Origin of the sequence: Pseudoalteromonas sp. NZS71_1 (assembly GCF_015864305.1) — a bacterium.
GTDB lineage: Bacteria > Pseudomonadota > Gammaproteobacteria > Enterobacterales > Alteromonadaceae > Pseudoalteromonas > Pseudoalteromonas arctica.
Genome location: NZ_JADYXM010000002.1, coordinates 88666 through 111640 on the forward strand (window position 1 = coordinate 88666; position 22975 = coordinate 111640).

The 22975-nt window shown below is 38.2% G+C and carries 20 protein-coding genes; 8 read left to right on the forward strand and 12 right to left on the reverse strand.

Annotated elements, in window-relative coordinates; genetic code table 11:
- Positions 1 to 9 precede the first annotated feature (9 nt).
- The 7 genes from fliH to I6F43_RS03400 form a co-directional block, all read right to left on the reverse strand.
- A complete protein-coding gene (gene fliH, locus I6F43_RS03370) occupies positions 10 to 816 on the reverse strand; it encodes a flagellar assembly protein FliH (RefSeq protein ID WP_197100954.1) in 807 nt (268 codons plus the stop codon).
- Between the two features lie 3 nt (positions 817 to 819).
- Positions 820 to 1860 (reverse strand): flagellar motor switch protein FliG, encoded by a 1041-nt coding sequence (gene fliG / locus I6F43_RS03375; RefSeq protein WP_007581881.1) that lies wholly within the window; start codon positions 1858 to 1860, stop codon positions 820 to 822.
- The gene (gene fliF / locus I6F43_RS03380) at positions 1853 to 3568 is read right to left on the reverse strand and encodes a flagellar basal-body MS-ring/collar protein FliF (RefSeq protein ID WP_007581880.1); all 1716 of its coding nucleotides are present in this window, start codon (positions 3566 to 3568) and stop codon (positions 1853 to 1855) included. The genes fliG and fliF overlap by 8 nt, the downstream gene beginning before the upstream one ends.
- A gap of 20 nt (positions 3569 to 3588) precedes the next feature.
- Positions 3589 to 3921: a flagellar hook-basal body complex protein FliE gene (gene fliE, locus I6F43_RS03385; RefSeq protein ID WP_008168784.1), complete on the reverse strand. Its 333-nt coding sequence runs from the start codon at positions 3919 to 3921 to the stop codon at positions 3589 to 3591.
- 156 nt (positions 3922 to 4077) lie between these two features.
- Positions 4078 to 5544 (reverse strand): sigma-54-dependent transcriptional regulator, encoded by a 1467-nt coding sequence (locus I6F43_RS03390; RefSeq protein ID WP_197100956.1) that lies wholly within the window; start codon positions 5542 to 5544, stop codon positions 4078 to 4080.
- Entirely contained in the window at positions 5541 to 6653 is a 1113-nt protein-coding gene (locus I6F43_RS03395; RefSeq protein ID WP_197100957.1) for a sensor histidine kinase, read from the reverse strand. Before I6F43_RS03395 ends, I6F43_RS03390 begins: the two co-directional genes overlap by 4 nt.
- A gap of 245 nt (positions 6654 to 6898) precedes the next feature.
- Positions 6899 to 8257 carry a DUF4910 domain-containing protein gene (locus tag I6F43_RS03400; protein ID WP_197100959.1) on the reverse strand — a complete coding sequence of 453 codons (1359 nt, stop codon included), beginning with the start codon at positions 8255 to 8257 and terminating at the stop codon, positions 6899 to 6901.
- 99 nt (positions 8258 to 8356) lie between these two features.
- On the opposite strand from I6F43_RS03400, the gene I6F43_RS03405 reads away from it, so the two are divergent.
- Positions 8357 to 8941, forward strand: coding sequence for a DNA-3-methyladenine glycosylase I (locus I6F43_RS03405; protein WP_182748754.1), 585 nt, complete (start codon positions 8357 to 8359; stop codon positions 8939 to 8941).
- 24 nt (positions 8942 to 8965) lie between these two features.
- Here the strand turns inward: I6F43_RS03405 and I6F43_RS03410 are convergent, their stop codons facing one another.
- Positions 8966 to 10399, reverse strand: a complete 1434-nt coding sequence (locus I6F43_RS03410; RefSeq protein WP_197100961.1) for a sigma-54 dependent transcriptional regulator — start codon at positions 10397 to 10399, stop codon at positions 8966 to 8968.
- 534 nt (positions 10400 to 10933) lie between these two features.
- Between I6F43_RS03410 and pseB the strand changes: the two genes are divergently transcribed.
- The 3 genes from pseB (at position 10934) to I6F43_RS03425 (ending at position 14463) form a co-directional block, all read left to right on the forward strand.
- Positions 10934 to 11935, forward strand: a complete 1002-nt coding sequence (gene pseB / locus I6F43_RS03415) for a UDP-N-acetylglucosamine 4,6-dehydratase (inverting) (protein WP_197100969.1) — start codon at positions 10934 to 10936, stop codon at positions 11933 to 11935.
- Positions 11936 to 11949: 14 nt separating this feature from the next.
- Positions 11950 to 13101, forward strand: coding sequence for a UDP-4-amino-4,6-dideoxy-N-acetyl-beta-L-altrosamine transaminase (gene pseC / locus I6F43_RS03420; protein WP_197100978.1), 1152 nt, complete (start codon positions 11950 to 11952; stop codon positions 13099 to 13101).
- Between the two features lie 186 nt (positions 13102 to 13287).
- The gene (locus I6F43_RS03425; protein ID WP_231614018.1) at positions 13288 to 14463 is read left to right on the forward strand and encodes a Gfo/Idh/MocA family protein; all 1176 of its coding nucleotides are present in this window, start codon (positions 13288 to 13290) and stop codon (positions 14461 to 14463) included.
- A 12-nt stretch (positions 14464 to 14475) separates the two neighbouring features.
- Here the strand turns inward: I6F43_RS03425 and I6F43_RS03430 are convergent, their stop codons facing one another.
- From I6F43_RS03430 to I6F43_RS03445, 4 genes are read right to left on the reverse strand one after another with little or no spacing between them, the layout of a single operon-like run.
- A complete protein-coding gene (locus tag I6F43_RS03430; protein ID WP_197100988.1) occupies positions 14476 to 16029 on the reverse strand; it encodes an AAC(3) family N-acetyltransferase in 1554 nt (517 codons plus the stop codon).
- Positions 16013 to 16258: an acyl carrier protein gene (locus I6F43_RS03435; RefSeq protein WP_197100990.1), complete on the reverse strand. Its 246-nt coding sequence runs from the start codon at positions 16256 to 16258 to the stop codon at positions 16013 to 16015. The genes I6F43_RS03430 and I6F43_RS03435 overlap by 17 nt, the downstream gene beginning before the upstream one ends.
- Positions 16255 to 17334: an FkbM family methyltransferase gene (locus tag I6F43_RS03440; protein ID WP_197100992.1), complete on the reverse strand. Its 1080-nt coding sequence runs from the start codon at positions 17332 to 17334 to the stop codon at positions 16255 to 16257. The genes I6F43_RS03435 and I6F43_RS03440 overlap by 4 nt, the downstream gene beginning before the upstream one ends.
- 8 nt (positions 17335 to 17342) lie before the next feature.
- Positions 17343 to 18833: a class I adenylate-forming enzyme family protein gene (locus I6F43_RS03445; protein ID WP_197100994.1), complete on the reverse strand. Its 1491-nt coding sequence runs from the start codon at positions 18831 to 18833 to the stop codon at positions 17343 to 17345.
- A gap of 312 nt (positions 18834 to 19145) precedes the next feature.
- Here I6F43_RS03445 and pseF point away from each other — a divergent pair, with 312 nt between their 5' ends.
- From pseF to pseI, 4 genes are read left to right on the forward strand one after another with little or no spacing between them, the layout of a single operon-like run.
- Positions 19146 to 19829: a pseudaminic acid cytidylyltransferase gene (gene pseF, locus I6F43_RS03450; RefSeq protein ID WP_197100996.1), complete on the forward strand. Its 684-nt coding sequence runs from the start codon at positions 19146 to 19148 to the stop codon at positions 19827 to 19829.
- 4 nt (positions 19830 to 19833) lie between these two features.
- Entirely contained in the window at positions 19834 to 20889 is a 1056-nt protein-coding gene (gene pseG, locus I6F43_RS03455; RefSeq protein ID WP_197101005.1) for a UDP-2,4-diacetamido-2,4,6-trideoxy-beta-L-altropyranose hydrolase, read from the forward strand.
- Positions 20882 to 21427, forward strand: a complete 546-nt coding sequence (gene pseH / locus I6F43_RS03460) for a UDP-4-amino-4,6-dideoxy-N-acetyl-beta-L-altrosamine N-acetyltransferase (RefSeq protein WP_197101009.1) — start codon at positions 20882 to 20884, stop codon at positions 21425 to 21427. The genes pseG and pseH overlap by 8 nt, the downstream gene beginning before the upstream one ends.
- Positions 21424 to 22491, forward strand: a complete 1068-nt coding sequence (gene pseI / locus I6F43_RS03465; RefSeq protein ID WP_197101018.1) for a pseudaminic acid synthase — start codon at positions 21424 to 21426, stop codon at positions 22489 to 22491. Before pseH ends, pseI begins: the two co-directional genes overlap by 4 nt.
- Positions 22492 to 22975 lie beyond the last annotated feature (484 nt).

Genomic DNA, 22975 nt, shown 5'->3' on the forward strand with positions numbered 1-22975 from the left:
ATAAAATAGTTAGATACCACTATTATGCAAAAAACTATCCAACGTTTCTTTGACACGTGTTTTAAGGGTCATGTCGAGTGACGATTGCGCTGTTTTAACTTCACAGCCACCGCGCTCAAGAGTGGGCTCTGCCATTAATTGCCAGTTATTATCAATAATGGTTTGTTCGCCGTAGCTCTCTTTTATGAGTTCTAAGTCTTCGGGGTTTAAATGGATTCTTACTTTTTCTTGCTCCGCATTAAGTGAATCAATACTTTGCTTTAACGTATGTAAAATCACATCTGGCGATGTTTTTACTTCTTGATAAATAACAGCTTCCGCTATCATGCTAGCAAGTTGTACTAATTGCTTCTCGGCTTGTTCGTCCACTTTATCTAGCGGTGCAGTTAGCCCCTCTAAAATGGCTTTTAAACTTGTTAACTGCTCTTCAATTAATGGTTTTACATCTTCAAGGCCTTGTGTTTTACCTTGCTCTAAGCCTTCTTTGTAGCCTGCTTCTTTACCTTCGCCAACGCCTTTTTCAAAGCCGTCTATGTAGCCTTGCTCATGACCTTGTTTAAGGCCTTCTTCGTACGCGTCTTGTCTAATGCGTTCAAGCTCAACCATGGTAAGCGCAGGGAGTTCTGGTTCTTGTGGCTCATCAATAGGCATTTCTTCGGCTAATTCTTTTTTGTACAACTCACTAAGCGGTGTGCCGTAAGCCGTAGAGCGATTGCCAAAGCTGCTCTCATCTGGTGCTACATCTGGAATAGCCCAGTTTTTTAATAATTCATCTGCTTCATCAGCCCGAAGTGTGCGTCCTTTGAGTTTGCTCATAGTTTACAGGAACTCCTCGCCACCGCCGCCGCCCAGCTGAATTTCACCTGAGTCAGATAAACGACGCGCTGTTGATAAAATCTCTTTTTGCGCCGCTTCTACTTCACTTATACGCACCGGTGCCATTGCTTCTAAATCATCAGCAAGCATTTCGGCTGCACGTTTAGACATATTGCCCAGTATTTTATCTTTAAGGGCATCGTCGGTGCCCTTAATTGCTTTCATTAATACGTCTTGTTGTACTTCTCGTAGGATTGCTTGAATACCACGGTCTTCAACATCCATTAAGTTTTCAAACACAAACATTAAGTCTTGAATTTGCTGCGACATCTCTTCGTCATGTTCACGAATAGAGTCCATTAACTGCCCTTCTACATTGGTATCTAGGTAGTTCATAATATCTGCAGCAGCTTTTAAGCCCCCCATTTTAGCGGCTTGTGCACCTGCTTGGCCGGCAAATTGTTTTTCCATGATTTCGTTTAGCTCTTGCAGTGCTGCTGGCTGAACTTCTTCAAGGTTTGCAATACGCATGGTTAAATCTAAGCGCACTTTTTCAGGGAACTGAGCAATAATCTCAGCAGACTGCTCGGGCTCTAAGTACGATAATACAATGGTTTGAATTTGTGGATGCTCATTACGAATAATGTTTGCTACCTGCTTAGAGTCCATCCATTTTAATGAATCCAAGCCTTTAGCGCCTGAGCCCATAACAATTTGGTCAATAAGGCTAGCGGCTTTATCTTCACCAAGTGCTGCTGTAAGCGCTTTTTTAATAAAGTCTTCTGACTGAAAACCAATGGTACTAAAGCTTTGAATTTGTTCTATAAACAAGTTGTGTACAGCGCTAATCTTAGCTTGTGATAAGTCCTGTAACCCAGCCATCGCCATACCCACTTTTTGCACCTGTTTAGGTTCTAAGTGTTTAAGGATTTGCGCGGCATCTTCTTCTGATAAACTCAAAAGTAATATAGCGGCTTTATCTACCCCATCTAGCTTATCAACATCAAAGGCTGGCGGGAGTTGTTTTTGTTCTTGATCAGTCATCTTCTGTTAACCACGCTTTGACTACTTGTGATGATAGTTCTGGTTCGTTAGCTACAAGGGCACGAATTGCTTTGAGTAAATCTTCGTCGCCATGTAAATCCGGTAACTGCAGTGTACCATCACTTGAGAAACCAACCGAAGCAGAATCAAAGTCTTTATTTAGCATATCAAGCGTGTTGTCGCCAATATCTACGCCTGAACTTAATGCATCTTCGTCGTATTCTTCTAGTGTATCGTCTGGGTAAATTAAGCGTTTAAGCATTGGTTTTACTACTGCCATTATCAATACAATGATAACTAAGGCGCCTAATACAAGGCGGGCTATTTTCATAAACCAGTCTTGTTCCCACAGTGGCACTTCTATTGCTAAATTTGTTTCTTCACGTACAAACGGCACTGTTACGACTTCAAGTGCATCACCACGTTGCATATCAAAACCTACACCACCTTGTAGTAAGCGACGAATATTTGACAATGCCTCTACCGAGCGTGGAGTCATGGTTGTTTCACCGTTTTCTCCCACTTTAGCAATGTAGTCAACAGCAACTGATACGCTTATCCTACGTATTACACCACTTTGCTGGCGCTTATGAGAAATTGTAGTATCGAGTTCATAATTACGTGTGGCTTCTTTGTGGCTGCGTGTTGGTGACGTAGCTGTGCCTGCACCACCTTGCCCCGCAACCTCAGGAATGTTCGAATTTAACGGTGGCTGATTTGTAAGCGCACCTGGAATACCAACAGCTAGGCCGCCAATGTTATTTTCTTCAAATGTGGTTTCGCTTCTAACCGCTGGTAGGTCTGGGTTATAACGCTTTTGAGTTTCCTCAATCGAGCTAAAGTCCATGCTCAAATCAACTTGGGCTGTATAGTTTGCAAGCCCTACAACCGGTATTAAAATACTGTCTATTTTTTCAAGGTACTCTTGTTCGCGCTTACGCTCTAAGTCGTATTCTTTACGAGAGCGTGCTGCTAATGAGCTTTGCGAACCTGAATTTAGTAATCGACCATTTTGATCGGTAACAGTAACTCGCATAGGCTCTAAACCCTGTACTGCCGAGGCAATCATATCAACAACAGAATCTACTTCTTCACGGTCAAGTGAGCGACCACGCTTAAGCGTTAATACAACAGTTGCTGATGGTTTTTTCTCTCTACGCGCAAATACGTTTTCTTTAGGAATAGCTAACAATACTTTGGCGCGAGTAATGTTGTTAAGTTCTTCAATGGTGCGGGCAAGTTGTTGCTCGCGGCCATGTTTTAGGCGTTCGCGCTCTAAGCGTTGGCTTACACCAAAGCCCATATCTTGCATAATTATATCAGAGCCAGATGCAGGGCCTTGCTCTAACCCTTCGCGGGTCATTAACAATTTAATATTTTGGTATTCGCTTTCATCAACCGATACAACATTGCCATCTAGTTGATATTCAATTTGTTGCGCATCTAAAAAGTCGAGCGTTTGAATCAGCTCTTCAGTTTGCATTTTGCCCAATGGGCGCATATCTGGCTGACGAGCCCAAATAATAATGAAAATCGCGATAGCTAAACAAATAGCCAATGCTATAACCAATGTTACTTGGCGCAATACATCAACACCATTTAAAGCACTTAAGTAGCCTGACTTTTGTTCTTGTTGATCATCACCACCACTTTGGTCAATACCGCCACCAGCAAGTGCTAGGTCTGTAGATTGGTTAGATTGCGCCACAATAATTCTCCACTACCTAATTAAACAGGCATGTTCATGATTTCTTTATAAGCTTCAACAAGTTTATTACGAACCTGTACTGTAGCCTCAAAAGCAACTGACGATTTTTGAGAAGCAATCATCGCTTCAGCAAGCGATACACTTCGATCACCCATTTCAACCGCTTTTACTTTTTGACCTGCATCTTGCTGTAAACCGTGCACTGTATTTAGTGCATCACTTAGCATGTCGCCAAACTGGGAAGTAGAAGTAGGCTGAACTTGAGTCGGCAATTTATTTATTTGATTATTACGGCCGGCTTCTAAAGCCATTGATTGCATTTCTTGAAATACAGCACTGTTTTGAATTTTCATAATTTATCTCTGACACGCAGTGAACTCTTACAAGTAATAAAGCACAAAGCATGCCAAATAATTAATCATTAAAATACAATAGGTTAACTTTAATTTGTGTTAGTCAGAGTTTTGACAACCCTAAGTTCGCAGCGCAAACTTAGGGTTTATAGGAGGTTATGCAGGAAGTGAAATACCTAAATCGCGCATTTGCGCTAGTTTATAACGTAAAGTTCGTGGGCTTATGCCCAACGTTTCGGCAACGTCTTTACGCTTGCCTTGGCAACGTGCAAGGGTTTCTAAAATAATGCGATGCTCTTTGTCTTTAAGCTCATCTTTATAGCTACCGGTATCTGCCGCAAGTAAACCTTGTTTGGGCTCATCCTCGGCATGCAATTTTTCATCATAATATGCAGAGCTTAGCGTGCTTTTATCAACGCCTTTATCTGCGTGAGCTAATTCTGTTGGCGATACTGTTTGCGCTGGTGCCAATGATGGCTCCATAACAAAGTTATTAGATACTAAGTTTTCGATAAAAATAGCATGCTCGTTTATTGTGTTACCCGTGCGCAGTATAAGCGCACGTTGTATAACGTTATCAAGCTCGCGCACATTACCAGGCCACGCGTGAGCCAGTAACTTTTGCTCGGCAGCTTTATCTAAATACGCCATAGGCTCTTTGCTTTTACTTATATGGCGCTCAATTAAATGCTTAGCCAATACGATAATATCGCCAGGGCGTTGGCACAATGGTCGCCACATTAGTGGAAAAACATTAAGCCTGTAATATAAATCTTCTCTAAACTGATTTTCAGACACGGCTTCTTTTAAATCACGATTACTGGTTGCCAAAATACGTACATCGAGCTGGATTGTTTTACGACCCCCTAAACGCTCTACTTCACGCTCTTGCAGTACGCGTAACAGCTTTGCTTGTAGCCCTAAGTCCATCTCTGTAATTTCATCAAGTAAAATAGTACCGCCCTGTGCTTGCTCAAACTTACCCGGGCATGCTTGAATCGCGCCCGTAAAAGCCCCTTTTTCGTAACCAAATAAAGTGGCTTCGAGCATATTTTCAGGAATAGCCGCGCAGTTAATCGCTACAAATGGATCATTACATCGGCTCGACTTATCATGAATATAACGCGCAAGTACTTCCTTACCTGAACCACTTGGGCCAAGTACCATTACACTTGCATCAGAGCGTGCTACTTTACTCGCAAGCTCCAATAATTGAATACTAGTTGGGTCAGCAACAATAGGTCCGTCGGTTTCTTTTGCTTTTTCAGGTAAATAACGGCTCACCATATTTAACAGCACTTCAGGTGCAAATGGTTTAGCCATGTAGTCAATTGCACCTAGGCGCATGGCTTCTACCGCATCGTCAATTGTGGCATACGCCGTCATCATCAATACAGGTAAATCAGGGTGGTTTAATTTAATACTGCGTAGTAAATCAAGGCCACTCATTGCGCCCATTTGCACGTCGCTTACAACAAGCGAAAATTGATCTTTTTTAAGCAGTATCATTGCTTGCTCAGCACTGTTGGCTGCAACACATTCAATACCCGACATTTCAAGGGTATCTATTAAGGCTTCACGAAGCCCAGCGTCATCTTCGACAACTAAAATAGTGTTACTCATAATGATCCCTCTAATTTAGATGTTGCCTTAATAGGCAGTAACAAGCTAAAGCAGGCACCACCCTGCGTATTATTGGTCACATCAACACGACCTTGGTGCGCACTAGCTACCGAACTCACTACAGCAAGCCCTAAACCTGTGCCCTGACTTTTTGTAGTAAAAAATGGTTCAAAAATTTTATCGCTTTGGCTTAAATCAACACCTGGGCCATTGTCGCTCACACTAATACGAACCATATCTAAATCTTTTAAATCTCTTTGTGCACTTATTTTTACTTTTGCGCCGCCGCCAATAACTTGAATACTATTGTGCACAAGATTTTGAATAGCACTGGCCAATGCCGTTTTATTACCGACTATTTGTATATCTGGCTCTGGTAAGCTTACATCCAGTTCACTTTCGTTAAGTGCGACCATAGCATCAGCGCCCGCTTTAACTTCTGTTAAAAGCTGCTGCATTGAAACTTGCTCAACAACTTGCTGATCGCCACTTTTAGCAAATAACAGCATGTCGTTTACTTGAGTTTCTAAATCTTTTAAACGTGACATTAACTTTGTTTGAAAGTTATCGCGAGATGCTTCGGGTAAGCGCTTTGACCCTAAATTAGCAGCGTACAGCATAGCGGCTGAGAGCGGCGTACGTACTTGATGCGCTAATGACGCAACCATTTTACCCAGCGCGCTTAATCGCTGCATATGTGCAACACGTTTTTGTAAGCGACGGGTTTCGGTTAAATCCGTCATTAAAATAAGTTGCCCAGGCTCTGGTGCTAAAGCAGTAATATCAAGCTTTATTAGGCGTCCGTCTTTTAAAGACACTTCATGGCCATCATCTTGATGTGGCCTAAAAGAGCGCTGAATAACATTAAACCAGCGTTCGCCTTCAAGTGGCTCGCCAAGCATATCAATCGCTATTTGATTCGCTTTTGCAATCAACCCTTTGCCATCAAGTACAACCACACCTGCTGGCATGGTATCAACCAAATGCGAAAGCCAACTTGCTTGCTTGCGCAGATCGCTTAATTCACCAATGTACTCCTCTTGAAGTAAACATGGGTTATACTGATTTGCAGAAATAAACTGTGGTTTTAACACGCTTGCAAGAGCCATAATCAAATCTCATTTAAATAATACATGAGATTAAATGCACAAAACGTACCAAAAATTAACACCTATCAATCAAGAGCTTACAATAAATTTTCCTGTCGTAAAAATGACACTCATTTTGAAATCAGTAATAACTGCTGGGGAAAAGCGAAAAAAATCTAACAAAGCTTTAGTATCAATGGCTTTTTTTGCAATTTTAAAACTGGTTTTAAGTCAATATGTGAAGAGGTAAGTCTAAATATGTTCCGTTATAAAACTCGACTGCTGTTAAACTGGATTAATTGATGCCCCTCTAACTTATCAATAATGGGCATTAAGTGAACTAAATCGATTCCTATCTTTTCTGCAATATCTAGCATATCCACATCACCAGTGGCTTCACTTAAAATGGTTAAAATACTGTTTAGCTCTTGGCGAGAGTCTAATGCATTATCACTTGAACCTTGAGTATGCTGGTAGGAGTTCATCGTTGGATAAAGCCCCCTTTTTCCTAATTGTGGCTCCCCATAAGGGCATAAATTAATCACTTTAGTACCATACTCAGCTTTAATTAATAGCTTTTCTATTTCATCAATTGAGCGAATAAGAGAGTCAATAGACATATACTCTTTTGTATCTAAAGAATTATGATAACCTTCATATTCACCATAACTATTACGACTTGCTTGGCCCATAGGTAAATTAAATCCTGGTGCGCAAAACTGCCTTTCATCTGAACCACTTAAGGGCGTAAAATCAATAAAGTCCCACTCCTCGTTTGAGGCGCCACTTACTAACTTATCGAATAAACTGTCATTTCGTTTACTTTTTTTGTAACGTAGTTTTGATTTTGGTCCACCTAAACAGGTCAAAATTAAACCGGCTTCTAAGTTTTCTTTTAAAGCATCGCCATATTTATATAAATAACACAATGAACCGATGGTTTCTGGGTTCAGTAAGAAACGGTATGTAAAACGTCTTTTTGGCCAGTGTTTTATACGATTATATAATCCCAATAAAACCAAAGGTCCACTGAGTTCATTATTTGCCATAGATGGATGACATAAGTAACTGGTTAAAAGTATTTCTTTTTTACTCTGACCTGCTAACGAACATTGTCCAAATGGGACACCTCCTTCGTCATCAAAGGAACTTTCAATACGCACTTTATATTTACCTTGCGGCAAGCTTTTCAATATATTATGCGCCAAACAAAAACCCCAAGTTCGTTTGTAATAGCTGGTTACATAGGGGATTGCATCAGGTAAGTGAGGGATGGAATATAAATGAGGTCTTAAATCAGCAAAGTCAATTTCTCTATCTACTGGCTCAGAATAATTTATAACATGTAAATTATTAACCTCAGTATCACAGATTAAGTTACCTTTAGGGCCCCACAAGCGAGCGCGTTTAAAGAGCCAAGATGCCGGTGTGACCCAATCAAATACAGTAGTCCCCGATTTTACTTGTTCAATAGTTAGTGGCATTAAATTTTTAAAGTAATTTAACGAAGACTCGATACCCAACCCGGTAATTGATCTGCAGATAGGAAATAGATCATCAAAAGCCCGGTTTAATAATTTATATTCTGCGTCTTTCTCTGCTTTTCCTATTTGATATTCATGCACAAATACCACTTCCTTTTACATAAAATAATTTAACAAAACTATAAATTATTTTATGTCTGAATTATAGTATTGATAGAGTTAATTAAAGAAAGTAACACAATGAAACAACGCTGCTCTTGGCTTGATGAAACCAAACCAGACTATGTAACATACCACGATGAAGAATGGGGAGTACCTGTGTGTGACGATCAAACTCTGTTTGAATTTATTACCTTAGAGTCAGCACAAGCAGGGCTGAGCTGGTATACCATTTTAAAAAAAAGAGCTGGGTACCGTGAGGCATTTTATCAGTTTGATGTTAACCAAGTCGCATCGATGGATGAGCACGATATCGATCGCCTAATGCACTTCGTGGGGATAGTTCGCAACCGCTTAAAAATTGCTGCCACCATCAATAATGCTAAACGGTTTTTAGAGATACAAAAAGAGTTCGGTAGTTTTTCAAATTATCAATGGCAGTTTGTTGGCGGTCAGCCTGTTATAAGTAATTTAAATAATAAACAAGGCTCCCCTGCAATTACAGAGGCATCGACTGCGTTTGCAAAAGATCTGAAAAAACGTGGTTTTAAATTTTTAGGCCCAACCACCGTCTATGCATATATGCAGGCGTGTGGCATGGTAAACGATCACAATAATGACTGCTTTAGAAAGGCAGAAATAATTAACACCTACATTAAAAAATAACACTAAAAAAAAATTATCAAATATTTAGTCTTTTGATAAATTATATTTTTTCATTTTTTCTACTAATGTTGTTCTACGTACCCCAAGTACTTCTGCTGCGCGAGCAACAACGTAATCAAATCGCTCCAACGCCTGGGTTATTAAATTAATTTCAAGCTCAGCTAAATACTCTTTTAGCTTAATACCATCATCGGGTAAGATACTCGCATCTGTAGCCCTAGTGTCTATCTCAGGCTCATCATAATCACTAAAATCGGTGCTAAAAATATCATTAAATGCATCGCGCTCTAGTAATTCCTCTGGATATTGAGGTTCATATGCATCAACTTCAATATAGCGATATTTGTTAGGCAAGTCGGGAATATCAACCACTTTTTCAGGGAACATAATAACCATACGCTCCACCAAGTTAGCAAGCTCACGGATGTTACCAGGCCAAGCATGTTCTTTTAAGCTCTCAACTGCGCGCTCTGTAAACTTAGCAGTAGAACCTGTTTGGTCGTTAACACGGCGCATTAACTCTTTTAAAAGCAGCGGAATATCATCAGCACGTTCACTCAGCGATGGGTTCTCGATAGGAAATACATTTAAGCGGTAATATAAATCTTCCCTGAAACTGCCCTCTTTTATCATTGTTTCAAGATTACGATGCGTGGCCGCAATAACGCGTACATCAGCCTGAATAGCCTTTGTACCACCAACACGTTCGTAGCTACGCTCTTGCAATACTCGCAGCAACTTAACTTGCATTTGCAGTGGCATATCGCCTATTTCATCTAAAAATAGCGTTCCACCTTGAGCTAGTTCAAATCGCCCTTTACGAGCCGATATAGCGCCTGTAAACGCGCCTTTTTCGTGGCCAAATAGTTCGCTTTCGAGCAGTTCTGCCGGAATAGCACCACAGTTAACTGGTACAAACGGTCCATTAATACGCTTTGAAAGCAGGTGTACATTACGGGCAACCACTTCTTTACCAGTACCTGATTCACCTAAAATTAAAACATTAGCGTCGGTTTTTGCCACTTGTTCAATTAAAAAGCGAACATCTTTTACGGCCTCTGTTTCACCAACAAGTCCGTCAAAGATTTTATGTGGTTTAGTATGCTTATGCTCATTAGGCAGCATACGCTGATACTGCTGGCAATCGTGAAGTAACTGAGTTGTCACTTCGTGATTAAATGGCTCACAGATAAGTCCCACCACATTAGCTATACTTAATAGTGGTTTTAGCGTTTCGCCAATTAATAAAAACGGTAATGTTGGATAGCGTTTAATTAAGCTTTCGTGGTCAAGTGATTGCAATGCTCCTAAAATAATCATGCATTCTTGCTGCTGATATTTTTTGCATTCTTGTTCAAAGCAGTCTTCGCTTAATAGCTCAGCAGCTTCACCAATAAAGCCAAGTGAAGCATTTAATCCTATTGCGCGGTTGTTATTATTATCTAAAATCAAGATCATATTTAGCGAGCCGTACTTTCACTAATTTGTATAATTAGTTAAATTGTAAGCCAGTTCAGCATGGATGCAAGTGATAGCGGCAGTTTTTTGACATAAACGCCAAAAAACAGACAGACTAGTTAAATCAATCATACTTAAGAATTAATTATTAAGTACCAAAAGCTAAAGTAGTTTAAGATAGTTCCTATCGATTGTTTTGGTTGTTAATAGAAAAAGATAGATTTTCTAAAAACTCTCTTTGTATCATCTGAAGCAGAATCTACTTTTCGAATAGTTTATTAGACTATAAATTTATTATCACTCTGCTTTATTTGATTTAAAGTCTTAGCTTGTAACTATAAAGTATTATCATAGCCACTATGGTTTTAACTGATTAAATTGTACCTTGATTTACCAAACCCCATACTTTGTATCACCGTTTTACTAAATTAACTTGGCACTTTGCTTGCTTAGTAGTTAAAGTATTGAGATATGTATTAAAAAATTACGATTACGTGTAATAAAATGCCAATAATAAATAACCCGGGTAGTACTATGTTCAATAATAAAACAATTTTAATCACTGGCGGTACTGGTTCATTTGGAAAAAAATACGTAAAAACGCTACTTGAGCGCTACAATCCTAAAAAAATAATTATTTTTTCACGAGATGAGCTTAAGCAATTTGAAATGCAACAAGAGTTCGATCAGCCTTGTATGCGTTATTTTATTGGCGATGTAAGAGATAAAGACAGGTTAATTCGCGCAATGCGTGGAGTGAACTACGTTATTCATGCTGCAGCGTTAAAGCAGGTACCTGCTGCCGAATACAATCCGATGGAATGTATTAAAACTAATATTAACGGAGCTGAAAATGTTATTGATGCAGCCCTTGATAATGATGTTGAAAAAGTAATTGCATTGTCTACAGATAAGGCGGCTAACCCAATAAATTTATACGGTGCAACTAAATTGGCATCAGACAAGTTATTTGTTGCCGCTAATAATATAGCAGGCGGCAATCGCACAACATTCTCTGTTGTACGTTATGGGAATGTTGTTTGTTCTCGTGGCTCTGTAGTTCCTCTTTTTCAAAAATTCATTAATGAAAAACGAGATCATATTCCAATCACCCATGAAGAAATGACTCGTTTTTGGATAAACCTTCAGCAAGGTGTAGATTTTGTATTAACTAACTTTGGCCGTATGTTAGGCGGTGAAGTTTTCGTTCCTAAGATTCCTTCTATTCGTATTACTGACTTAGCTAAAGCAATGGCACCTGACTTACCAATTAAAATTATCGGTATTCGTCCTGGTGAAAAATTGCATGAAGTAATGTGCCCTGCTGATTTATGCTTTGAGACTTATGAATACAATGACCATTTTGTTATAGCACCTGGGATCAAGTTTAGCAGTCGAAGTAATGACTTTACTATAAACGCACTCGGTGAAAAAGGTGATAAAGTTGAGCAAGGATTTGAGTATAACTCGTTGCATAATTCACACTATATGACTCTTAAAGAAATTAAAGAATTCAATATCCAAGCATTAGTTTAATAAGAAGAAATTAAATGATCCCATACGGTAAACAATCAATCTCACAAGATGATATAGACGCTGTTGTCGATGTATTGAAATCAGACTGGCTTACTCAAGGACCTAAGGTTCCTGAATTTGAATCTGCCATTTCAAACTATTGTGGTGCACAGCATGCTTGCGCCACAAATAGTGCAACATCAGCATTACATATTGCTTGCTTAGCACTAGGTGTCGCTAAAAATGATAGTGTGTGGACATCCCCCATTTCATTTGTGGCTTCAGCGAATTGTGCTTTATATTGCGGGGCAACTATCGACTTCGTTGATATTGATCTAGAAACTGGCAATATGTCTGTTAATGCGCTTGAAAGTAAACTTAAAGCTGCAAAGGAAAATAACTGTCTTCCTAAAGTAGTTATCCCCGTTCATTTAGCAGGTCAGTCATGCAACATGCAAGCTATTCACCTGCTTGCAGATAAATATGACTTTAAAATAATAGAAGATGCCTCTCACGCTATTGGTGCTAAATATTTGGGCAAACCTGTTGGATGTTGTGAATTCTCAGATATTACTGTGTTTAGCTTTCACCCGGTAAAAATTATTACAAGTGCTGAAGGTGGAATGGCAGTAACTAACTGCGCAAAGCTTTATAAAAAAATGCAACGCTTACGCAGTCATGGCATTACTAATCACCCTGACGAAATAACCGAGCCAAGTCATGGTCCATGGTATTATCAACAATTAGAGCTCGGCTTTAATTATAGAATGAGTGATATACAAGCTGCTTTGGGGCTGAGTCAGTTAAAGCAACTAAATAACTTTGTAAAAGTGCGAAATGAGATTGCGAAAACATACGATCATGCGTTTGCAGACTCAGACATATTACACTTGACACAATCTGATGATTGCTACTCTAGCTACCATTTATATGTTGTTCGTTTAACACAATGTGACATAGCAAAACATAAATCCGTAATTACAAGTATGCGTGAACAAGGTATTATGGCTCATCTGCATTATGTACCTATCCATTTACAGCCCTACTATCAAACCCTAGGCTTTTCTAAAGGCGACTTTCCAAACGCTGAAACATACTACAAACAGGCTGTAACTATTCCTTTGTATCCGGCAATGATAGCAGACAAGCAGCAATTTGTTATCAATACATTGATTGGTTTAGTATGAAGCTTGCTTTAGCCACATTGTAATTTGGCCACACACCATTATGTAAATAGAATTGTTACCGAGACAATTAAGAGATAGAACAATATGTAAGTCTCTCACGAAAAAAAATAACAGTAAATTATTCAAGACTCACTAATCCAGTAAATTAGAAACTATAATTTAGTTTAGAAAAACTATTGATTACCGATGAATGGCTATGATCAAAAGGCAGATATATCTATGAATGACAACAATAAACAATTAAAACTTGCCTTTATTGGCGGTGGCAATAACTCAGCTGTAGGCTATGTTCACTTCGCCGCAAGTCAACTCGATAACAAGTTTGCAGTTGTTGCAGGTGCTTTTTCAAGGGACCCAGATGAAAATCGTGCAACCGCGCAAAGGTGGGGAGTTTCAAAACAGCATTTATATAACAAGTGGGAAGAACTTGTAGAGCAAGAGAAAAACCATGTAGATGCATTTGTAATACTAACTCCCACCCCTCATCATATTGAAGTAATAACCACCCTTCTGAAAGCTAATTTAGCCATTATCTGCGAAAAATCACTTGTTACCGGCCCAACTGAAGTTGCTGAGATTGAAGACCACTACGACAAAGATAAACACTTTTTAGCCGTTACGTACAACTATAGTGGTTATGCTATGGTAAGAGAATTGAAACATCTTATAAAGCAAGATGCTCTTGGCACCATCCAAAAAATTCATCTTGAAATGCCACAAGAAGGATTCCGTAGGCCTCCTGATGTCGCAGGTAAACGAGCGATACCACAAGCCTGGCGATTAAAAGATTTTGAAGTGCCAACCATATGTCTAGATTTAGGGGTGCATTTACATCACCTTTCAACATACTTACTTGAAATGGAACCAACGGAGACAATCGCACAATTTACTAATCATTCTCAATATCCTAACTTAATTGATGATGTAAATATGTTGCTTAATTATCCAGATAACATAAAGGGTAGTATGTGGATGTCAAAAACAGCTATCGGCCACCGAAATGGACTACAAATCAGAATATATGGAGATAAAGGGAGCGCTCGTTGGTTTCAACTAAACCCTGATGAATTAGAGTTAAACTACAACGACGGCCGCAGAGAAATTTTAGATAGAGCCGGACAATGTCAGTATGCTAACCAATTTAGATATAACCGTATGAAGCCAGGCCACCCGACAGGATTCGTTGAAGCCTTCTCAAATCTTTATAGTGATATTCATACTGAGTTATTATTATTTCAATCTGGTGAAAGAAAAAATAAAGACTACGTTTTTGGGTTAGAACAAGCAAGCCATGGACTTAACTTGTTCTTAGCTGCCAAACTCTCTATTGACTCTGGATCTTGGGAACAGATCGAAACATAGTTTCTAAAAAGTTTAAATTATTACTATTTTAAAATTATAATTTTGTTTAATAAGGCTATCTTTTGTAGCTGGGTTATACCCACACATATCCCAGCTACACCATGTAGAGTCTTCTGATGCGCACAGCAAATTGATTTCTTGGTTCCATTCTAATGCTTGTCGATACTTGGCAATCCAAGCAACCATTGCGGTCTCATGACTTACGACTAAGACACAAAAAGGAGAGTCTTTTAATTTTTTTAACTCTAATTCATACAGTTCTCTGCTCTGATGAAAATCTGTAGCATTAATAACATAAATATACTTAAAAGATCCTCTTTTAAACGCAACTGATGCATGCGAAAAATAAGTTCCACAACTTAACTTAACGCTATACATCTCATCTTCTTGAACGAGTCTTGGTTCTATTTTCAATTCCCAATCACGCTCTATATATCTAGGAAATTTGCTTGTGATATTGATATGATTTTTTAGATTAAAGCCAGTGATTTGACCTTCAAAACTTTGACTATAAGGAATAATTGAATTTGTATTTATTGGTAAATTATGACCAAGAGAGTCAGTTAATGAAATATCGGAACAATACCATGCCTCAGGCACTATGTGATCGAATGCATTCAAACCAGTGTCGAACTCTAGCAATTCAAAATTTAATTCATCCGAAATCAATGTAACTAACTCATTTATAAAGTAAGTTATTGCTCCGAACTTAGCAAAGTCATTATAAGGAATATTACAACGCATAAGCTCTAACAATTTAACATCGCAATCACTTCCTTTAGCTAAGGCCCATCTATCTCCTCTAAGCTTATTCATCACAAAGTTAAAGTATTCATCATAACTAGCTTTATAAATTCTTCCTCGACCCAATGTGGCATAATTCCAGATCCCTACACCTTCTGCCTCTAAACCAACTGAGTGTGCATTTGCAGTTGCTTCAGCACTAATAAGTGGAACACTATAAAGCCATTGCTTTATTTTTTTTGAATCGTGGTAGAGTCCAGAAAAAAGCTTGTCATACCTAAATGGTACGTTAGCCAAATAATCGGCATAGTGGATGAAAGCGGTCCAGTTAGGCCCTAAACCTAAATTCAAACAAATTACGTTATTTCCTAACAGTCTTTCAAAAAAACAATCGTGACCATAAGACGTAGGGGTTAAATTTTCTATTAATGCCGAAGCAGGTCCTTTAATTGCAACCGACATAAAAGGATCACCACTTCTGATAACGCCCTCTTGATGCCGAAAAAATTCAGGAAAAGGTCCAATTTCAGCTTTGATATCTTGTGTATCAAATATAACAGGTGACGTAACCGTATGTTTACCAAATGTGTAAGAGTAAGTAGGCACAATAATGCTGCCAGTTTCTCCTACACATTCGCATAAGCTTAAGTAAAAAGCTTCATTGATATCATCCAAGCTTTTTGCATTTTCTAAAAAACCAAACATTCCAAGCGAGGTCGTCACAAATACAGCATCGCCTTTTTTTATGCCACAATTTTGAAGACTTTCAAGTATGTCTTTTTTTATATAGCTACTCTTCATCTTATTATTTTTTGCTATCAATAATTAATGCCAAACCACCTAATGTTCTAAATTCCTCTGACTGAGTGTTATCAGGTGTTAGCTCAATATCAAACTCTTCTTCTATTTCCATAATAAACTGCATCAAACCAAAAGAATCGATTATACCTGCATCTAAAAAACGAAATGCAGGGTAATCAACCTCTTCAATTTCACTAAGGTTTGCTCTTTGTGCTAAAAGTTCGACTAGTTGTTGTAATGTTTCTTTCATTTTTTTGGTACCGCATAAAAAATAGTTTCAAAACCCCAATGGCCTTCATGTCTGATGTAATAATTATATCCATCCCCAACAAAACTATTTATAAGCATAGGTATTTCCCATAAATCATCAGGGTTATGATACACGGATAAAGAAAGAGTTGGTAAGTAACTGGCAATAAAGCTCCTAGCTTCACTTAAAGCTTTGTAATCAGCCCCTTCAATATCCATTTTAATTACATTTGGTTGCTGTTCAAATAATAACTTTGAGAAGTCCAACCGGTTCACTACTTTATCATTCAATAAGATGCTTGCTTCATCGACTGCTATAACTTGTGTATCTGAGCTTTTACCTCTGAGGACTAAAACAACATCTTCAGGTAAGCCCACTGCTCCGTTGTAGATTTTCGTGATCTTAGTAAGACCTAGTCCTTCAATATTAAGCTTTAAACCTTTAATGTTTTCATCATTAACTTCAATACAAGCATATGATTCAAGAGAATCACGGTAATTACGTGCAAATACTTCTAATGTATCTCCATTAAAAGCACCAACGTCCATAACTCGTAATTTCTTTTCTTTATACAAATTGGGAATATTCGGAGGAAAATACATATCATAGCACTCTGGAAATATATAAGTACTTTGGCTAGGTGATTGCCTAAATTCAACTAATCGACGAACAATTGATTTACTCTCACTATCAGTTAACATACCGCTAAGTATTTTTATTTTATCTCTATTAATTTGAGATTCTCTCGGTTTTTTTCTATAGTTGAGCCCATCCACTGACATATCCAATAAACTATTGTTAAGTATACCGAATACATCATAAGTGTTAATCACCCATTGAAAGCCAGAGCCTTTGAGTATCTCTTCTAAATTTGGATACCCCAGTAAACAATTAAAAACAGGTTTACTTTTATCTATATCAGGGTTATCAGGCTTCGATATTGGAATACCCATAAAATTATCAACATCGCTATTTTGATCAATTATGGCCAGTGGAGGTGCTTTTAATAATTGCCTTGGCAGTAGAGCTCGACAATAATTATTAAATCCGTACAAGTAATAATCTGATAAGTCCATAAAAACCTCTAAATGAAAAAACTAAATTTCTCAGCAAATTTCGAGCCAAATATACTTTGACACTGATTTCTTTGTATTTTACCCAAAGCAGTTTTAGGCAGTTCTTCAACTTGAATAAAGAATACTGGCACTTGATGTGTTGCTAAGTTATTGGAACACCACTTTCTTATCTCTCTAACTGTCACCTTAGTTTTAGCAACAAAGGCTACAGCTGTAACCTCCCCAAAATGTGAAGACGGTATAGGAAATGCTGCTGACTCAACAACATCTTCAAAAGAATTTACAACTGACTCTATATCCTCAGGATAAATATTAATCCCACCCGAAATAATAATCTCTTTCTTTCTGCCCTTAAAATACAAATAGCCATCATCGTCTATATAACCCAAATCACCGGTATAAAAAAAATCATCTTTTACAGCTTTTTTTGTTAGCCCTGGCTTTTCGTAGTACCCCAAAAATGCTGTAGATGATTTTACAGTTATTTCTCCCACTTCATTACTTTTAACGGGATAAGAATCATCATCACGAATAATAACTTCAGCTTGTGATACGACTTTTCCCACGCTAGCAACTTTATGTATTTCATTGCTGGCATCAAAATCAGTAACCGTTCCCACCTCAGAAGCTCCATAACACTCGTGAATAGGACAAGATAACAATTTAATCAACCTCCCCTTAATATCTTTTTCTATTGAGGCTGAACTAGAAACTATTCTTTTTAAAGAATTCAGTTTTGGTTTTTCTTTTTCAAGTAATGAAAGCACATTAACTAATTGTGAAGATACTGCAATTGTGAAGGTTACGTTGTTAAGTTTAATCTCATTTATCCAGGACCTAGAACTGAACTGCTTTAATAACAGACATGTACCACCTATAAGTAAAGGTAATAAGGTTAACCTTTGAGCTAGAGAATGGTATTGAGGGGTGCCACATAGAATTATATCTTTATTATCTAACCCATATATCTCTTTCGCTGCAAACGCCCTATTTATTTTGGTTTGCTGTGAAAAACATACCGGTTTTGGCTCGCCTGTTGAGCCAGAAGTCATCGTTAGAATATACATGCTTGCTGCTGTACCAGCACAAATATATGCTTGATAGGGCACCTGTTCGAAATGCCTTATATCTACTTTATTAGTTGAACATTCCAATAACAGTTCCTGCTCATGAAGTATAAACTCAGCATAGCTTGCCCGAACTGCCTGCTGAATTTGGTCACTTTTATATTCAGGATTTAAAGGAATCAGTATGGCCCCAATCTCAGCAATAGCTAACATAATAGCCGTCATCGCTAAACCATTAGGTAAGAGTGTCATAACTTTTGTATTTTTTTGTACACCTAAATAACTCAGTTTTCCAGCATAGGTATCAACTAAACCTAATAAGTCAGAATAGGTTAATTCCTCATCGCCATGAATTAAGGCTACTTTATCCTGCACAGCATTTTTTCGGATAATCGAAGTAATACTATCGTTTTCAATTACTTTATTTAACAAATTAACAACCTACTACACTCGCTTAAAATAACTCACTTTCTTTGATCACAACTTATGCTAAACAGCCAATTATGAATAACTCTTTATTCGTTATGAAAATAATTAACAACTTCATTTTGTAAGTAAATCAATAAAAGTAGTCCGCTTATATTAACAAAACACCTAAACAATATATCTACCTACTGAAAAAGCTTCTCAAAATAGATAAAAATTATATACTTAACTTATAATAAAAAGGCTATAAACAGTAAGGTAGTAATTCATTTATTATGCTAGTAATACCACAATTAACAGTTTCATGAGAAGATAACTTTGAATATAGCAATCATTCCCGCCCGTGGCGGCAGTAAACGGATCCCCAAAAAGAATATTAAACTTTTTAATGGTAAACCTATTATTGCTTATTCAATTGAAGCAGCGCTTATAAGCGAGTGCTTTGATACCGTGATTGTTTCAACTGATGACAATGAAATAGCTGAAATTGCAACGAAATATGGAGCCCAAGTACCTTTTATGCGTCCTGATGAAATTAGCGATGACCATGCCACTACACTCGATGTTATGAAGCACGCTATAGATTGGTGTGATAAAAATCATTGGCAAGTCAAAAAATTGTGCTGTATTTACGCTACGGCCCCTTTTATTTTACCCGAGGATATTCGCCAAGGACTCAGTATTTTAGATCAAGAACAAGCCAGTTATGTGTTCAGTGCCACCAGCTTTGCTTTTCCGATCCAGCGTGCATTTTCAATCGACAAAAAGAATAATATTAATATGTTTTTGCCGGAAAACCTAAATGTGCGCTCACAAGATCTCCCGACAATATATCATGATGCTGGGCAATTTTATTGGGGCACTGCACACTCCTTTCAAACAAAGCAGCCGGTATTTAGCGCACATTCTAAAATTGTCCGCTTGCCTCGTAAGCGTGTACAGGACATAGATACACTTGAAGATTGGGAAATAGCCGAAGCCTTATTTAAAGTGATAGGGTAATGCTATGAAGGTCTTTATTCGTACAGACGCATCAGTTTATATTGGTACAGGTCATGTTATGCGCTGTTTAGTTTTAGCGCGAGCACTACAACAACATCACTTTAGCGTTACCTTTGTGTGTCGTCCACAGAACGGGGATCTTATTAAGTACATAAAAAGACAAGGAATACATGTTCAGTCTTTACCTCAGGTTGCTGTTGTAACGCCACAACACAGCGCAGATTATGCAGCCTGGCTACAGCGTAGTTGGCAACACGATGCGATTGATTTTATCGCAGCGGTTAAGCACGCAGATGTTGTCATTACTGATCACTATGCTATTGATTATCAATGGCAAAAATATGTGAAAGAGCAACTTAGCTGTACTCTGCTCGCGATTGATGATCTAAATAGAATACATTTTAGTGACTTAATTATCGATCAAAATCTTTGGCCTGATTTACCTCAGCGTTATCCCCATTGCTCACAAAAAAAGTTACTTGGCCCGCAATATGCTTTATTAGATAAACCCTTTTCAGATTTAATGAATAAGAATATTAAGAAAAAGAATCAAGTGCTTGCATTTTTTGGCGGCAATGACTTAAGCAAAGAGTGTATAAAGTTATTTCACGCAGCTTGTACATACAGCAGCCTACCTTTTCAGTTAAAAATTGTCACAGGTCAAACCAACCAAGCTTACCAACAGCTGATAAACTTACCCAGTCCATCACATGTGAGTGTCGTTAAATTTATTGATAAGTTTGCCCTAGAATTAAAGCAAACAAATTATGTGATAGGCGCCTCAGGGGTCAGCAACTGGGAAAGGTTTTGTTTAAATATTCCAGCCACAATAGTTTCGGTAGCTGAAAACCAGTTGAAACTTTCACAGTACTTAGCGCAACTTGAAGTGGTGCGATACCTAGGTGAGAGTCAATATACCGACATACAGACGTATATTAATGAATTGCAGTTTTTAACCTCATGTTGGCCCGGTATTCGCTTTAATTCATCACTCAATATTGATGGCCATGGTACAGAACGTATCGTATCAGAGCTTAAGGAGCAGCTTAAAAATGAATAAACATTTTGTTTTACAACCACTTATTGATGATTATTTCCAGGACATCTTACTGTGGCGCAATACCCCTGAGGTAAGAAAAAGTATGTATACTAGCCGCATTATTAGCAAAGACGAACATCAAGTTTGGTTTAACACACTTAAAACCGATCAATCAAAAGCCTATTTTGTTGCCATTATTGATCAAATTAAATCTGGGGTAATTGGTTTTACAGCAATCGATGAAACCAAAGCACATGCCAGTTGGGCTTTTTATACCTCACCACAGGCAAAACCTGGCAGTGGATCAATAATGGAGTTTAATGCCTTAAACTACGCTTTCGATACGTTAAAGCTGCAGCAGCTCAACTGTGAAGTATTGGGTTTTAATACCAAAGTGATTAAAATGCATGGCAAATTTGGTTTTCATATTGAACACACCGATAAGCATGCTTTTTTCGATGGTAAAACACATCACGATATTGTAAAACTCAGCCTTTGCAAGTCGAGATGGCAGATTATAAAACCTGAAATTAAAAATAAAATACGCAGATTCCTATGACTGAAAACACAACAGAAATAGCCATTGCCGGTACAAAAATAGGGCCCAACCAGCGACCTTATATTATTGCCGAACTGTCAGCTAATCATAATGGCGACCTTAATAGAGCAATGCAAATTTTAGAAATGGCCAAACGCAGTGGTGCAAATGCAATAAAGCTGCAGACTTACACACAAGATACAATCACTATTGAATGCAATAAGCCAGAATTTAAAATACAAGGTGGACTTTGGGATCAACGCACTCTTTATGATTTATATACCCAAGCCCATATGCCTTGGCATTGGCATAAACCCTTATTTGAAAAAGCCAAACAACTCGGGCTCACTATATTTAGCTCACCGTTTGATACAACTGCAGTCGATTTATTAGAAGAGTTGGGAGTCCCAGCATATAAAATAGCCTCATTTGAGGCCATAGATTTACCCTTAATTGAATACGTTGCTAAAACAGGGAAACCTATGATTATCTCAACTGGGATGGCCAGCTACAATGAGATAAAACAAGCTATAGCGACAGCAAAAAACGCTGGCTGTCGTGAACTTGTGATCTTGCATTGTGTCAGTAGTTATCCAGCCCAACCTTGTGATTATAATTTAAAGACATTGCACAATATTGCTGAAGAGTTTAATGTTCTGACAGGGCTATCTGATCACACTATAGATAACACAACAGCAATTGCCGCCGTAGCCTTAGGCGCTTGTATGATTGAAAAACACGTCACATTAGATCGCAATGGCCAAGGCCCTGACGATAGTTTTTCTCTTGAAGAGCCCGAACTTACCTCGCTTTGCCATAATAGCTATGTAGCCTGGCAAGCACTTGGCAATATAGACTATCAAAGGTCGAAAGCAGAACGAGACAATATAGTGTTCCGTCGTTCACTTTACGTTGTTACTGACATTCAAGCCGGTGAATTAATAACTGAAAATAATGTAAGAAGCATCCGACCTGGCTATGGCTTAGCACCAAAACACTACCCGCAAGTGCTTGCGCAACGAGCCAATAAATTTATTGAAAAAGGTACTGCATTACAATGGGATATGATACAAAGCGATAAATAAAGCCGGTGCTTTTGTATGCTTAGACAGTGGGCTGGCGCAAAGTTATTTCAATATATAGTTGAACCTGCCCGCCTATGCTGTGCTTAAAATAGTCCCTGTTTTAGTGAGCCCCTCCCATTAAAAACAATGTATTTATATCCGTTCTGGGCTGCATGATCCATCAACTTAAATGTATTAACCCATACAACACACCAACTTGAAAAGGTGAGACCGTGTACGTTCCATTTTGTTGCGTTAGTCTGGACTTCCCATACACCCAGTTAAGATTTGCATAATTCAATGGGAAAACGACACAAAATATAGATGAATTACAATAATAATGCACAAATTCATTAAGGAAAAATAATTCAGCTCAAATCCAACCTAATAGTCATCATTAGAGAAGTAGGTAACGGTCAGTTTAATTCTGAGCAAGTACAACTTAATATAAATGAGTATATTTGTATATATACTTGCTCCGTATCATCCCCGAGTCGCAACTAGG

Excerpts from the sequence above, each read along its gene's own strand:
- I6F43_RS03435 (WP_197100990.1), bottom strand. The coding sequence starts at position 16,258 with ATGAAAGAAACATTACAACAACTAGTCGAACTTTTAGCACAAAGAGCA.
- fliH (WP_197100954.1), bottom strand. The coding sequence starts at position 816 with ATGAGCAAACTCAAAGGACGCACACTTCGGGCTGATGAAGCAGATGAA.
- pseB (WP_197100969.1), top strand. The coding sequence starts at position 10,934 with ATGTTCAATAATAAAACAATTTTAATCACTGGCGGTACTGGTTCATTT.
- I6F43_RS03390 (WP_197100956.1), bottom strand. The coding sequence starts at position 5,544 with ATGAGTAACACTATTTTAGTTGTCGAAGATGACGCTGGGCTTCGTGAA.
- pseG (WP_197101005.1), top strand. The coding sequence starts at position 19,834 with ATGAAGGTCTTTATTCGTACAGACGCATCAGTTTATATTGGTACAGGT.
- I6F43_RS03425 (WP_231614018.1), top strand. The coding sequence starts at position 13,288 with ATGAATGGCTATGATCAAAAGGCAGATATATCTATGAATGACAACAAT.
- pseI (WP_197101018.1), top strand. The coding sequence starts at position 21,424 with ATGACTGAAAACACAACAGAAATAGCCATTGCCGGTACAAAAATAGGG.
- I6F43_RS03395 (WP_197100957.1), bottom strand. The coding sequence starts at position 6,653 with ATGGCTCTTGCAAGCGTGTTAAAACCACAGTTTATTTCTGCAAATCAG.
- I6F43_RS03440 (WP_197100992.1), bottom strand. The coding sequence starts at position 17,334 with ATGGACTTATCAGATTATTACTTGTACGGATTTAATAATTATTGTCGA.
- I6F43_RS03410 (WP_197100961.1), bottom strand. The coding sequence starts at position 10,399 with ATGATCTTGATTTTAGATAATAATAACAACCGCGCAATAGGATTAAAT.
- pseC (WP_197100978.1), top strand. The coding sequence starts at position 11,950 with ATGATCCCATACGGTAAACAATCAATCTCACAAGATGATATAGACGCT.
- I6F43_RS03405 (WP_182748754.1), top strand. The coding sequence starts at position 8,357 with ATGAAACAACGCTGCTCTTGGCTTGATGAAACCAAACCAGACTATGTA.
- fliG (WP_007581881.1), bottom strand. The coding sequence starts at position 1,860 with ATGACTGATCAAGAACAAAAACAACTCCCGCCAGCCTTTGATGTTGAT.
- pseH (WP_197101009.1), top strand. The coding sequence starts at position 20,882 with ATGAATAAACATTTTGTTTTACAACCACTTATTGATGATTATTTCCAG.
- fliE (WP_008168784.1), bottom strand. The coding sequence starts at position 3,921 with ATGAAAATTCAAAACAGTGCTGTATTTCAAGAAATGCAATCAATGGCT.